Here is a 13,674-nt window from a genome sequence, read left to right on the forward strand (position 1 = left end):
TTTCACTTTGGGGTGAACACAAAGGAGGATGAGTAAGAAAACCATAAGAAACTAATCGTGATAAACATTTTTTCAAATGGAATAAGCGTTTGTCAGTTTTTACTTGCTTTATACTGGAAATTCTTATGAGATTTCAATGAAAATAGGCGAAGTGTCAACCTATTTGATTTGGGTTGGTTTATCATGTATGTATTGCAATGAGATGAAAAGCAGGAAGCGCGCTGATAAATCATCGGCAGGTGCTGGAGCGATTGGAAAAGCCCCTCCCAGTCATTCAAGCCTGACTCCATTGCAAGCGATATTGTCCCCTTCACTGTTCATGGTGTCTTCTGTTAAGAAGGCAAGTCAAGGCACGCAAGGATTTGTCTTTTTTTTCGAAGATTATTCCGGAGTGAATTATGTCGCCAAATTGGATGAGAATGGGCATGCCTTGGAAAAGGAATATGTTTGGGGCACATTTATCAATCAGCTTGGAGTTGATCATTTGGATGCGCCTCAGATGTTGATGATGGCAAGGTATTCGCAGGAATACAGTGAACTGACTAGAGCGATGGAGCGTTTCAATATGGCTTCCCACGATGCCGAAAGCGCTGATGTATTGGAGCAGTTAAAATCATATAAAGGCGAGAACCTTTTGCTTATGAAGAAAGTGAGTGGTGTGCCATATGATTTAGATCCATTTAATCGTCCGCCTGAGTTGGATTGTCCGGAAAGCGTTCCGTTTTATTTCTCCCAAATGATGGGAGCTTTGGCCATGATTGATTTGCTGATAGGGAATTCCGATAGAATCTTGGCGGGAGACTTCAATCCTGGCAATATGCTTTTTGATGTGGAAACAGGTGGATTGAACTTGATCGATAATTCTTCGTCATTGATGAATCAGAAGTATGCTATTTTCAAGCAAGAACCGCATAAAGTTGGAAAACCATTAGAGGAAAGCGAAAACAGCAATTTTTCAGGCAGTTGGGATACATGCAATTTCAAGCCAGTCAAATCCACCAAATATGTTTTGGATGCGAAGGCCGAAGAAGATTCCCTGAAGGCTTTTGGCGGAGATTATTCGCCTAAGGAAAGAGCGAAGTTCAAACAAACGTCCGAATGGCAAGATGCAGGCAAGGACAATCCGTTGGAGAAATCAAGCGAGCCGATTAATCCATTTGCGGAAGAAAAGGAAAACGCGCGTAGCAGGGCTGTTTATCTTGAAAAGTCATTGAAAACATTGTCATCATCCGTTTTGCAGTGTTTGGATATTTTGAATCCGCGAATTGTAGAAAGGTCTCCGATGGCTTCTTTTGTTGAGAAGCAGTTTGCCGAGCTTTGGGAAGTGAGTATGAATCCCAAAGAAATAGATTTGGGAGCAACGGATGCTTTTATACATGTCGTATCCAAAACCAGAGATCCAAAGTTTGTCGACGAACTTGTGTGCTCCACATCCAGCCCGGAAGTGTTGGGGATATTGAGAAATATTTTGCAGTTAGTGGCGCCTTATCAGGACAAGAGAAGCTTCGACAAGCTCAAGTCTGATTTTGAAAAGCGCAAAAAGCAAATTGTCAATAAAAACGCAGGAAAGAAAGGTGGTTTGTTTGGGTTTAGGAGGTGATTTATAATGCCTTTCAAAACTATCTGTGATAAACATAATAAAAATCCACTTTAGATATTTTATGATTAAATTATTTTTTAATCTGATTTATTCGTGATTCCATTTAAATGTATTTTAAAATCTTATTTATTTGTTATAAATTTTATTTTAATTTGTAATTAATAAATCTATTGACTCTTATGTGTATTAGAATATTCTTCAATTTCTTGATAGTTATGTTGTTATTCCTAGTAAGTTGTAGTTCTAGGGGTACTTCAGAGAGTCAGTTTGAACGAAAAAGCGTAGAGGAAAACTCTAAACGTCAGAGTTTAACAGAGAAAGAGGCTAAATTAAATTTATCAAAGAGGTATTTAAGAAATTATAAAAAAGTGGAAAATGCTTTTCCTGAAGACACAATATTGGGCAAAAGCAAATTTATTTTCAAACAGATTAGTGAATATGACTTTAAAACATCAAAAAATATCCAGTTGAATACTTTTGAAAAGAGTGTTCCAGAGAAACTTTTGACGGAATATGAAAAGGGAAGTTTTGCTATCATGAGTGAAAATGGCAAGATTGACACGTTAAATTCTGTTTATGGTATGGAAAACCGGTTGATTTATAAGTTCAAAGGGTATTCTTCTAAAATGAATATGTTGCTTTTTGAAATTGATTACAATGGTTTTACTTACATAATCTATGATTTGAATCGTGGAGTGCCTAAAGTAATAGAGCCAAACTTCTATGAGATTTCTTCAAACGCCTTTATTACTTATAATGACATTATTGATGATTCGCTTAGAGACAATGATCTTTTGATATTCAATGAACATGAGTATAAACTCGGAGAGGTATTTAGATTGCGTTGGGATGACTTTACAGCTAGAGATGTCGTTAGGCTAGACGATGAAAAATTCTTGATCAATATTAATCAGTATAGGTCAGATAATGACGGTTTCCCAGTTTATGGTGAAGATTATTATTTTGAAGTAAAGATTATTCCTGAAAAATTAAAGTTCCAGACTCAAAATGTGGATACTCTATGGGTTACTGAACCTTCGGTTTATTTTACCAATCCAGACAAGCATACGATTCAGAAGTTGCAAGCTAATTACAATGAAGATTTGTACAATACGATTATTGACGATGTGGTTTACTATAAGCATGAAGCAGAACAATTTTTGGAGAAAAAGGGAGTTGCATATCAACAGACTGAGTCGAGGTATTTTAAGTTTATTTCAGAAAGCGGGAAAGAATTCTTGATTGACAATGATACCGTTGGGCTTTGGGGACTTTATATCTTTGATGGAAAGAATATTCCTCAGTATAGCACTTCTATAGATATTCGGACGCTTTGGAAAAATACTCTAAATAAGTTAGAGTTGACTAATGGTCTTGAAATACGCTACTTCCCAGAGCTTGGAGAGTTGGATGAAAGTGTTTCTATAGAAGAAATAGCTGAATATTTGATTACAATTAAAAAGACTGCATTGGATAGTTCTTATATAGAGCAAATGCTTGAAGATGATAGTGTGACCTATAAGTATAGGTATAGGAATTATTTTGTGAATTTAGTAATTGAAACAGAGGATGAAGTAATTTTGAATACTAATATTTATAAGGATGATTTCAAGCCATATATGGATAATGATTTCTATAGTAAAAGCTACTTTTTTAATTATTCTGTGAAAGAATTTAATAATGACTCTATTGTGTTTTGGACGAATATCAATGTTCCGGAATCATGTTGGGGACAAAGGTTCATTCATACATTTGATTTGAAGAGTAAAAGCTTCACAATCGAGGAAATGGTTGAAGAAGATGAGGTCTATCCCTAGAGAATCTTAATTTAGATTATTTATCTATCGCATCGACAAATCGTTCGATGATGGTTTTTTGTTTAGAATGTATGTGAATTAATGCTTCATCAAGGCTCACCCATTTACCTTTTTCAATCTCAGGAAAGTTTTCTGTTTTCCCAGAGCCTTTAGGGTATTCCATAGCAAATGAATTTGATTTAATTTTCGAAATGTCAAAACTCTCTTGCAATACAAAGACCGATAAGCTTTTCCCTTTGCGCAGTTTGATGTCGATGAAGTGCGATGGTTTTTGGTCAGTAACAAAGCCGGTTTCTTCTTGAAATTCCCTTATCGCGGCTTCATATGGAGATTCATTATTATGGATTTCTCCTTTTGGAATAGTCCACACTCCAATGTCCTGATTTTTGTAAAAAGGACCTCCGGGTTTTAGAAGCATTACTTCCATTTGGTCCTTCAATCGATATACGAGTATCCCAGCGCTTAATGTCATTAGTTATTTTATGTGAATTAAAATTTTCAAATTACCAAAACAACAGCTCGGCAAATGGCAACACCTTGCTGAGCAGTTTTTCGATTTCGATAATCATTATTTGATGAAAAATACGAGAGGTATAGTCAATAATGTGTTCACTTTTTCACCATCAACGGTACCGGCTTCCCATTTTTTTATGCCTTTCATAGCCCAAACGGTATTTTCAATAAAATCGTCACCAAGTTCAGTTTCAAGACTTGTGCTAATGATTTTATCATTAGGACCGATTACGATTTTGAGCGTTGCTGTGCCCTGTGTGCCTTTTTGTCTGGCATCGAGAGGGTAGTCGAATGTATTATCGAATTTTTTATAAAAAGCTTGCATGCCACCAAGATATTGCGCTTTTGTATCAGTGATGTCATAGATTTTCTCGCCTGCGGTTTTGATATAGCGTTTTGTGCATATATTTTTTTCGAAGATTGAGACTTCGACCGTATTTTCATCAATGCGCTCCTTGATGATTCCATTGCCTTCTGTAATTAAAGACTTGCCATCTTTTGCCCAATATTGTTGGCAGTGGATTTGGCCGTCTTTTTTGTGATTGTAGATGTATTTTTTCTGTCCATTGTCGTAATAGGCTTCTTCCTTTCCGCTGAGGCGTCCGTAATAGTATTGGGAACTATTGACTACTTGGCCATTTTCATTGTAGATTATTTGCTGTCCATGCTTTATGATTGGAAACAGTTGGAAGGCTGTGAATTGCGAATGAACTTTGTTGTTTGATGTAAAATAGTCTGTTACCAACCACATTCCGCTTTGCTTGCCGATAATTCGATAGTATTTGGCGATCTTTTGATTATCAACGGGTTTTTTATTCTCATCCAAATAAATCTTCATTTCATCAGCGCTTTTATGATTGAGCGAGATAAAATACTTATTGGCAACAAGGACTCTTTTATTTACATTTTTTGATGTGGTTTTGTATACAAGAAGTCTTGAGTCTTTTTTTCCAGGCTTGAGAGTAGTTTTTCGTCCCATAAGGTCAACTCTCATATTATTGGGATTAGGTTTGGATATATCGATGGTAAAGGGAGCGTTGGCAGCTGCCATTATTTCTCTAATTGAAGGACTTGTATCATGGTTGTTTTTGTCTTTTTTGGCATTTAGCACTCTTGTCGGAGAATTGTAGGAATTTCCGACTTCCAAAGTGATGTGAGTAAAGTCAAATTCGATCGTTTCTTCAGTATTGTTGAGTACGTCTACCAATAAGTTTAGATCGTAATAATCATGAGACAATTTTTTCTCAATTGCGTATACTTTTCGAATAGTTACGTGGGGTCGCTGACCGATTTGTCCATGACTTTGGATACTTAACAGTATCAAAATCATAAATATCACATGCTTCATTTGTTTGTTTTGAGGGTTTTATGCAATATAAATCATTTTAATAGTATTATTTAGTAATTGTATTTGTTCTTATTATAATTATCTAATTAGAATAATATGCTGTTTGAGGGACTTCATGCTGATTCGCATTTATAATGCGAACTATTTTAGTTTATGGGACTTGTGATCCTATTATTTTTTTAAATATCGTTAGCGTTTTAAGTTTCATAGCATATTTGAGAACTAGCAAAATGAGATAAAGGGAGTTTGATTAATAATTGTACAAATATTCATTTCTTGAAATGAAGGTCTTGTTTAAATAATTACTGTTAGCTATTGAATTGTATCAATTGCATGTCTATGAATTTTTGTTTGAGTACAATTATAAAACTAATATGATAATTAAATATTATTTAAATGTCTTTGTGGGGTAATTTAGTATTTAAATTTATCTATATTAATACTAATCAATGATATATAAGTATTTATAATGTGATTTTTGAGTATATATCACAATAATTAAAAATTGGTATGATAAATTTTTACTACTCTCTACGGTGCATTTTTATAGCGCTGATATTTAGTTCCTGTATGACGAAAAAGTATCAGGTGACATCAAAGAAATCCGATATTTCCAAGTATCGAAAGAAAGTCGTCCAAAGAGTTCAGGCGACTAGCAATGGTCATTTTATTCATTATTATAGCGAAGGGAAAGAGCTTAATAGAGTCATTTTTTTTGCTAAAAAAAGCATGGAAGACCCTGTATTGAATCAGACGATAAGCCTTTATCAGAAAAAAGGATATAAAACAGCTATTAAGTATCTTCAAGAACAAGGTGCCGATGATTATCAGTTGTTTTTTACGGGCATGAATTTTTTTATGAAAAAGCATTTCAACGATTCAAAAAAATACCTGTTGCAGTACAAGGGAGAAGAGTTGGCTTATCTGAGAGATTTGATTTTAACGGATATAATATACGAGACATCTTTTAGAGTCAAAGGCAAGGGAAATAGTGTTGTGCCTGTTTATCTGGATGTATTGGAAAAACATGATGATATCGAGCATTACGCAGAAGTAGTTAAGAACCGAATTAAAATGGCCAATTATAATCTTTAGGAAAATGAATAAATCTCTATTGTATTTTTTTATAATTATCTGTGTTGTTTTTGCTTCATGCAAAGGAGCTAAAGGTGTTCAAAGCAGATTAAATAAATTGACTCCTAATCGTCTGTATTATATTCATGACACTGAGCGAAAACCAGATAAATCAGATGTGCATATAGATTTTCTTATCACTGACAATAGCAGGATGAAAACCCTTACGACAGTGAAAAGAAATAAAGGTCCTCGACTATACTTTTTGATAGGCAGTTATATAGATTATAGCATGTCTATAAAATCAGGCAACAATCTTTTTGCTCCAACATTAAAGGAGTTTTATACCAAATCATTGCAAAAACAAGCGGAAAGAACGGCTTTGGCTCAATATCATGATAAAAGCGAGCAATATAGCTCTGAATATGATTTATCTTTGACGATAAAAAAATGCGATATTAGCTCAAGGTATAATTATCATCACTCGCACTTTCTGTTCTATATGAATTATGATTATGGAATCAACCGCTCAGTGAATAAAACAGTGGTGGAAGCGGTATTGAAAAATAAGGAAGGAGAGGAAGTATTTAAAAAAAATTATAGCATGCGCCATTCTCCAAAATATCCTTCCAATATTATAGAGAGTCCCAAAAGCTTGGAATTTGATTTTATGGTTAATGTAAGCGAAAATGTATCGGAAACAACTAAAAAAATCATAGATCAGTTGGTTATCGATATTGATATGGCTCTTGAGCTTATTGAAGTTGAAAAAGCAAGTTGACAAGGCGAGTGAATAGGCTTGGAATCTTATATGGTTGTTAAGGTTTAGAAGAAGAGCAGTTTGGGAATTTTCTCAAACTGCTTTTTTATTAAATAAAATCATGTGCTATTTTTTGATTTTTCATTATTTTTAATCCCAATCTCAGAATAATTTTATTTCAAACTGCTAACATAACTACAACATGACTGACAATATACTTACCATTGATCTTAATGAATCTTATAAAGTTGTCATTGAAAAAGATAAAAAATATAAAGGTGCGAAATTTTTCAAGTCAATTTATGAATCTGCTGAAAATCATATCAGTAAAATAATCGAAAAAAACAGAGAAGGCAGGAAAGGCAATAAGAGAAGCAGTGAGTATATGAATAATATTATTGCTTTTTGTGGAGAAAGAGGGACGGGAAAGTCTTCAGCTATGTTATCAGTAAAGCATGCATTAAAAGATCGGAATACGATTGATCAGAAAATATCCGAGCATGTATTTCATACACTTCCGACTATTGACCCTACCTTGATGGAAGGAGATGATAATATTATGGAAGTGGTATTGGCCAATATGTTTCATGATTTTAAAGAGAGACTGGATAGTGACCATAAAACTTCTCAAGAAAAAAAACGTGAGGTTCTAAAATCTTTTGAAGAGGTATATAAAAATCTTCGAACGATACACCGAATTGACGATGCCCTTAATGGAGAGTATTTGGAAGCTTTATCAGCTCTTAGTTCGGGAACTAAACTTAAGCAGAATTTTAGGAAATTGGTTGAGGATTTTCTCAGTTTTTACGAGGATAGAAAGTTCTTGGTAGTTGCTATCGATGATTTTGATCTCAATATCACCAAAGCTTATGAAATGGCAGAGCAAGTCAGAAAATACATGCAAACGGATAATGTTATTATCCTTATGGCAGTCAAAATGGACCAGATGCATGAAGCGGTCGAGCAAGGCTACTGGAAACAATTTGCAGATAAGAAAAAGCTTTCTGGTAAAGATTTGGATGAAGATCCTAATCAAATGGCTGAACGATATTTAGAAAAATTAATTCCATTGGATAGGCGATTGTATATGCCAGAGATGAGAATAGTTTCTAAAGAAAAGCAATTGATTTTATTGAAAAATATCGCCGATAAGGAGAGGGAGGTTTTCGGGAAATTTACAGATGAAAACGGTGAAAATCGTTATATGACGATTGAGGAAACTATTTTGAAGTTAATTAATGAGAAAACGAATCTAATTTTTTTGAAACCTAAATACGGAAAGCATTATTTAGTGCCAGAAAATTTGAGAGGTCTTCATCATTTGTTAAACTTTTTGGATGGGATGCCAACGCTTGGAATAAATGATAAGAAAGAAGACTTAATTAGAAACTTGCTAAATCATAATGATTTACCTTCTGATCTTTTGAATGTTGAATTTAAAAATGAAAAGAATGAGACAATAGAAACTAAAGAAGAAGTAATTAAAGTAGCTGAAGATCAGTTTTTAAATCCTTTATTTAATCACATTAAAGATGATTTACAGTTAAATTCTAAATTTATCTATGATGTAGATAGATTTAAAAAATTAATAAAGAAGATCTTTGAAAGATATTATGATCAGGGAATAAACAGAGTTACTGAAGAAGTTTTAAATCAACATTTAGAAATTCTTAAGCCTAATAAAGATGCTATAGACTTAAAGCTAGCTCACATTAATAAATTCGAAGACTACCTTTGCAAAGAATGGGTGCAAGATAAAATTGGCCCTGAACTGATTGATATCGTTCAGAAATTTAGAAATGTTCATTATGAATTGAAAAACCATTGGATTATTACGGAGATTGAGAATTATTTCTTTCAATTGGATAAATCTGAAGACAAAGACGAACAGGAAACAAGAACGATTCCTACGAGGTTTTTCAAAGTTGAAAAAGATAAAAAGCTCAAAACATTTACTCAGCTAATTTCAAAAGAGAATAAGGCTTATAATATGTCAATGGGCGATGTTTATTATTACTTATCTGTATTGACAAAGTATCGACCAGTGGAAGAATTGAGATATTTTAAATTTGCTCTTAAAACTTTATACACTATTTCTTATCAAAAGTTTTTAGTAAAGAGAAATTTTGAAGCAATAAAAACTCTTTGTAAATATCCATTTTGCTATGAATCAAATAATATATTACCAAGGCCTTTAGAAAGAATAAGGTTTTTTAATGTAAAAGGTTCAGATTATAGTCATTCAGTTTCTTATTTAGAAAGTTTTACAATTCATTCAGGAGGTCTGACAAATAGTAATGATGGAACTATTGAAAATAATCTTGACTATAGGCAAGATGCAAAAGGTTACTATAATGATTTTATCTATGATATTCCTAAGGAAAAGGATGTGGGATTAAAATTAGGAAATAAAAAATTTACAATAGATTTATTTGCTATAAGATCAATTGTTCATAAGCCGTATAGAATCACTATTAATAATGATAAATTATATATTCCTTTTCATTCAGCTGAATTATTTAGTTATTGGATGGATGAAATGATAAAGAATAAAGTTGAATTCAGGGATGATAATTATTCTAGTTTTTTGAAAAAGCTAGGTAAAAAAATATGTACATCTTTTGATGAAGTATTACGACAAAATTCTTTTATTAAGGAAAAAATTTATTTTATAGAACTAAATGAGATTCCATTTTTAAATAATGAATCTTTAGAAGATTTTAATAATATATACAATAATTTAGAACTTGAATCAAAAATAGATAATCAAACTGCAGAAGATAAAGATGTTAACTTAGATGCAAAAAACTATACTTATTCATTATTAATGCAGAACATAATAAATGCATTACATTCTGCTATGTTAGATATAAGAAGTTATGAAAAAGTACAATATCTTCTATCAAAAAAAATTACAAAAGCATCAGCTTTAAATAAATGGAATGAAATTTTTATGTGTTTTAATGAAGAAGTTAGAAAAGTTTTAAGTGATAATTTAAGTATATTTTTATTTATTTTAAAGAGATCAGATGTTGCTAAATTTAAGAAAGACTTTATAAAAGCTTTTGAAAACGTTGAAGTAATTCATTAATGAATAACCTCCGCTCCACACTCAGCATTTTATTCAAGGAGCAAAGTGCTGATGATCTTTGGTTGAAGATTAGCAATAATGAGTGTTATTCATCAAAAATATATGTTCAGGATTTTTCGAAAGAGGATTTTATCAGGCTTGGCTCTGATTCCATGCGCCATTATACGCAAGATGAAGTCAGAAATCTTTTTCATTTATACAAAGAGCGTTATGGAAAAGTAAATGATGAAAAGTATAGTGTTTTTTTTGCGCTTAAGAACTTTGTTGATATTTCATTGAAGGAAAAAGACGGTTTTCCAGTAGTGGCTTATGAGCATTTGTTGCGTTGGAGAGAAACTTCTCATGATCTGGGGGAAGATGTTTTTACGACAGCATTCATGGCTTCCAAAAATCTTGAACGTAAGAAAGTTGCGCAGGATTTTTCTTGGCGTCCGGTGATCGGGACTGATAATGTCAGACTGACGAAGATGTTGGAACAGGGAGTGGCTGAGAATCATTTTCATTTATATGGATCCGCTCCTCATTTTGAATTGTCATGGATGGCTTTGATGAATTTGGTTGCAGAACACAAGAGTCATTTTAGAGACAATTTTGATTGGTTCTTTGAAAAAAGTGGGGGCAGAAAGTCTGAGCTTAAGATTTCAAGTATGAGCGATTATTCTTCACTTTCATTGATTACCAAAGTGAGAATGGCTTCTTTGATACGTTTGGTTTTATCTGACACCACATCAGATTATGATCTAGAAAAATTAAAATGGATACATAATGCTGAAGATTTTGATCGTCGATTGGGTAAGATTCAGCAGATGATATCAGAAAGAAAGCATTCAGCATTTGATTTTCAAAATTCACCCGGTAAAGATGCTGGTTTGAAGTTTTCAAAACCTGACTATTTATTAAGAAAAGGTGAAAGCTCATGCAGTCAGCCTCAGAATTTTATGTTGACTGGAGAAAGAGAATTTTTGTACGATAAATTTACAGAGATATTCAGAGGATGTGAGGAGAAGTGGCAGGATTATTTTTACCTGTACCTTTTGATCAAGAAAGAATTAAGAAGAGAATTTATACAAACAAATCAGCGTATAGGTTTTCAGAATTTTGCGGATTATCAAGATAGAAAAAAATGCTTCTTGCCTGATGGAAGTTATTATGAACGAGCCATGGTAAGGATGGCGATGAGTTCATCATTTGGTTCGCAAGAAATCAAAAGTTTTGAAACGCGTATAGCTCCCAAAGATACTTTGGTTGAGCTTCTTAAGGAAATAGAAAAGATTGATCGATTTGCTACAGCAAAATATGATCAGAAAAAAAATGGAGAGGATAAAAAGATAACGTTGTTAAAACAGCTTGCTGAGGAATTAGATATTGATAGGGAGTTGTTGGAAAAAATTGAAAATCATAAGAGTGATAAGCTGACTAATTCATTTGATAAAGATGATTTTTTCTATACGCTACATTTCATAAAACAATCCGATAAGCTGAAGCCTTGCAAAATATCTCAAATCTCACAATGTCGAAATTTCGATCAAAGAAAAATAGTCAAGAAACAAGCTCAGGCATTGGTCAATCTCAGAGAAAGTTCTTCTTCGGTAAGACATCGTATATTGGGCATAGACTCGGCTAACACAGAGATAGCTTGCAGGCCTGAGATGTTTGCTCAGGCATTTAGATTTCTAAAAAAGCATCGACCGTCCAATCAATGGAAGAACATTGATCCGGATTACAAACCTTTGCCATTTCTAAGAGCTACATTTCATGCGGGAGAAGATTTTTTTGACTTGGTTGATGGCTTGCGGTATATCGAAGAGGCAATTCGGTTTTTAAATCTTCGCCAAGGGGATCGACTTGGGCATGCTTTGGCTCTTGGAGTGAATGCCTTAGATTTTTATCGATTAAAAAGAGGCAGCATCGTATTGCCCAAGCATGATTTGTTGGATAATATCGCTTGGCTCTTGACCCAGCAGAAAAAATATGATCTTAAGATTTCATATCGAATTATCTCAGAGCTGGAGCATTATTATACTTCATTACTCAGAGAGATATACAGGGATACATTTGAAGAGACTATCGATTATCAGTTGTTTTATTCTGCATGGAAATTAAGAGGTGATGATCCTGAGTTGTATTATTTAATTACTGACGAATTTAAAGTCAGAAATAATATTACGTTTTGGGAGAGCTGTGCAATGAATGATTGTCAGGGTGGTGATGCTAATAAATATATGTATGATGACCTGATGACATTGAGAAAAGATAAAAAAGTCAGAGCGCTTTATCATCATTATCATTATAATGCTGATGTTAAAAGAATAGGATTTGAGATGACAGATTTTGTAGTGCCTGAAGGATACGCAGAGGTGATTGATGCTTTACAGAAAGCTATGCGCTACAAGATTGAAGATCTTCAGATCGGGATTGAATGCAATCCATCCTCGAATCAATTGATCGGGCCCTTTGAAAAGTATGATCAGCATCCGATGCTGACATTTTATAATCGAGGGCTTACCAATAATGATTATGATCATCCGCAATTGTTCATTTCCATCAATACGGATGATCAAGGCGTATTCGGCACTTATCTGGAAAATGAATACGCGCTGATGGCCAAGGCCATGGAAAAAATGAAAGACCAACATGGCAATAGAAAATACAGTCCTGATCAGATCTACGATTATTTGGATCGTGTGAGAAAGATGGGCATTGAACAAAGTTTTAAGAAAGGAGTAAAGTATGTTTAGTTTTATTTGGGAGGTGCTGAAATGGATAGGTAGGTGGATAGTAAGTAAGTTTTCGAAAAAAACATCTGCTGATGAAAGTACGGGTGAGAGTTTTATTAAGAGTAATCTTGATGAGAAAGTGTATAATGAAGTCTATAATCCTGTATTAGAATTTATCGAAAGTCAGATAAGTTGGTATAAAAAACGTTTGGCACAAAAGCGTTTTTGGAGCTTAAGCTTAAGACGTGGAATGTTGGAGTTTTTAAGTATAGGAATTTTATTGCCTATCATAGCAAATTTACTCAAGGATCATGACTATTTCACAAAGAGTGGTAATTCATTTGAATTTGTGAAATTTTTGGTTGAAGAATCTATTGCAATAGGATACGTAGCTTTTGCGATAGCAGGAATCATGAAGTTGTGGGATGATTTTAATAATTATTCTGCTGGTTGGCTAAGATTTTTAAGAACACAACAAGCTTTGGAAAAGCTAAAATCTCAATATATAAATAAAGTTTCATTATCAATAAATGAAAATAGATATTACACGACATTTATAGAAGCAGAAGTTTTGAAAATTTCTAGAGATACTTTAATTGAAGGTCAAAAAATAGTTGTTGAAGAGACGGAAGAATGGATTAAAAGTTTTAAAATGCAACTTGATATTTTGGATAAAAATATTAGTGATCGAAATAATATAAAGGAAAAGATTGGAGACTAAAAGGTTTTGAAATATTGCGATGAGTATGGTGTA

9 protein-coding genes are annotated in these 13,674 nt (G+C 33.3%); 7 read left to right on the forward strand and 2 right to left on the reverse strand.

Annotation, left to right across the window (positions count from 1 at the left end; genetic code table 11):
• The first annotated feature begins 136 nt into the window (after nucleotides 1–136).
• Both AABK36_RS20860 and AABK36_RS20865 read left to right on the forward strand, forming a co-directional pair.
• Complete coding sequence (locus AABK36_RS20860) at nucleotides 137–1,600, forward strand: protein kinase family protein (RefSeq protein ID WP_309940468.1); 1,464 nt, start codon at nucleotides 137–139, stop codon at nucleotides 1,598–1,600.
• A 215-nt stretch (nucleotides 1,601–1,815) separates the two neighbouring features.
• Nucleotides 1,816–3,417, forward strand: coding sequence for a hypothetical protein (locus AABK36_RS20865; RefSeq protein WP_309940467.1), 1,602 nt, complete (start codon nucleotides 1,816–1,818; stop codon nucleotides 3,415–3,417).
• Nucleotides 3,418–3,433: 16 nt separating this feature from the next.
• Here AABK36_RS20865 and AABK36_RS20870 read toward each other — a convergent pair whose 3' ends face one another.
• Together AABK36_RS20870 and AABK36_RS20875 are read right to left on the reverse strand one after the other, a co-directional pair.
• On the reverse strand, nucleotides 3,434–3,889 hold the full coding sequence (locus AABK36_RS20870; protein WP_309940464.1) for an NUDIX domain-containing protein: 456 nt from the start codon (nucleotides 3,887–3,889) through the stop codon (nucleotides 3,434–3,436).
• 96 nt (nucleotides 3,890–3,985) lie between these two features.
• A complete protein-coding gene (locus tag AABK36_RS20875) occupies nucleotides 3,986–5,260 on the reverse strand; it encodes an energy transducer TonB (RefSeq protein ID WP_338390342.1) in 1,275 nt (424 codons plus the stop codon).
• Nucleotides 5,261–5,848: 588 nt separating this feature from the next.
• Here AABK36_RS20875 and AABK36_RS20880 point away from each other — a divergent pair.
• The 5 genes from AABK36_RS20880 (at nucleotide 5,849) to AABK36_RS20900 (ending at nucleotide 13,641) form a co-directional block, all read left to right on the forward strand.
• Nucleotides 5,849–6,373, forward strand: a complete 525-nt coding sequence (locus tag AABK36_RS20880) for a hypothetical protein (RefSeq protein WP_309940460.1) — start codon at nucleotides 5,849–5,851, stop codon at nucleotides 6,371–6,373.
• Between the two features lie 4 nt (nucleotides 6,374–6,377).
• A complete protein-coding gene (locus tag AABK36_RS20885) occupies nucleotides 6,378–7,133 on the forward strand; it encodes a hypothetical protein (protein WP_309940458.1) in 756 nt (251 codons plus the stop codon).
• Between the two features lie 181 nt (nucleotides 7,134–7,314).
• Nucleotides 7,315–10,203 (forward strand): hypothetical protein, encoded by a 2,889-nt coding sequence (locus tag AABK36_RS20890; protein WP_309940456.1) that lies wholly within the window; start codon nucleotides 7,315–7,317, stop codon nucleotides 10,201–10,203.
• Nucleotides 10,203–12,941: an amidohydrolase family protein gene (locus tag AABK36_RS20895; protein WP_309940455.1), complete on the forward strand. Its 2,739-nt coding sequence runs from the start codon at nucleotides 10,203–10,205 to the stop codon at nucleotides 12,939–12,941. Before AABK36_RS20890 ends, AABK36_RS20895 begins: the two co-directional genes overlap by 1 nt.
• Nucleotides 12,934–13,641 carry an SLATT domain-containing protein gene (locus tag AABK36_RS20900; protein WP_309940454.1) on the forward strand — a complete coding sequence of 236 codons (708 nt, stop codon included), beginning with the start codon at nucleotides 12,934–12,936 and terminating at the stop codon, nucleotides 13,639–13,641. Before AABK36_RS20895 ends, AABK36_RS20900 begins: the two co-directional genes overlap by 8 nt.
• The last annotated feature ends 33 nt before the right edge of the window (nucleotides 13,642–13,674 follow it).

The sequence above is a fragment of the Aureibacter tunicatorum genome (genome assembly GCF_036492635.1).
GTDB lineage: Bacteria > Bacteroidota > Bacteroidia > Cytophagales > Cyclobacteriaceae > Aureibacter > Aureibacter tunicatorum.

Coding starts and splice junctions, on each gene's coding strand:
- AABK36_RS20895 (WP_309940455.1), top strand. CDS start 10,203: ATGAATAACCTCCGCTCCACACTCAGCATTTTATTCAAGGAGCAAAGT.
- AABK36_RS20885 (WP_309940458.1), top strand. CDS start 6,378: ATGAATAAATCTCTATTGTATTTTTTTATAATTATCTGTGTTGTTTTT.
- AABK36_RS20860 (WP_309940468.1), top strand. CDS start 137: ATGAAAATAGGCGAAGTGTCAACCTATTTGATTTGGGTTGGTTTATCA.
- AABK36_RS20890 (WP_309940456.1), top strand. CDS start 7,315: ATGACTGACAATATACTTACCATTGATCTTAATGAATCTTATAAAGTT.
- AABK36_RS20865 (WP_309940467.1), top strand. CDS start 1,816: ATGTTGTTATTCCTAGTAAGTTGTAGTTCTAGGGGTACTTCAGAGAGT.
- AABK36_RS20880 (WP_309940460.1), top strand. CDS start 5,849: ATGACGAAAAAGTATCAGGTGACATCAAAGAAATCCGATATTTCCAAG.
- AABK36_RS20875 (WP_338390342.1), bottom strand. CDS start 5,260: ATGATTTTGATACTGTTAAGTATCCAAAGTCATGGACAAATCGGTCAG.
- AABK36_RS20900 (WP_309940454.1), top strand. CDS start 12,934: ATGTTTAGTTTTATTTGGGAGGTGCTGAAATGGATAGGTAGGTGGATA.
- AABK36_RS20870 (WP_309940464.1), bottom strand. CDS start 3,889: ATGACATTAAGCGCTGGGATACTCGTATATCGATTGAAGGACCAAATG.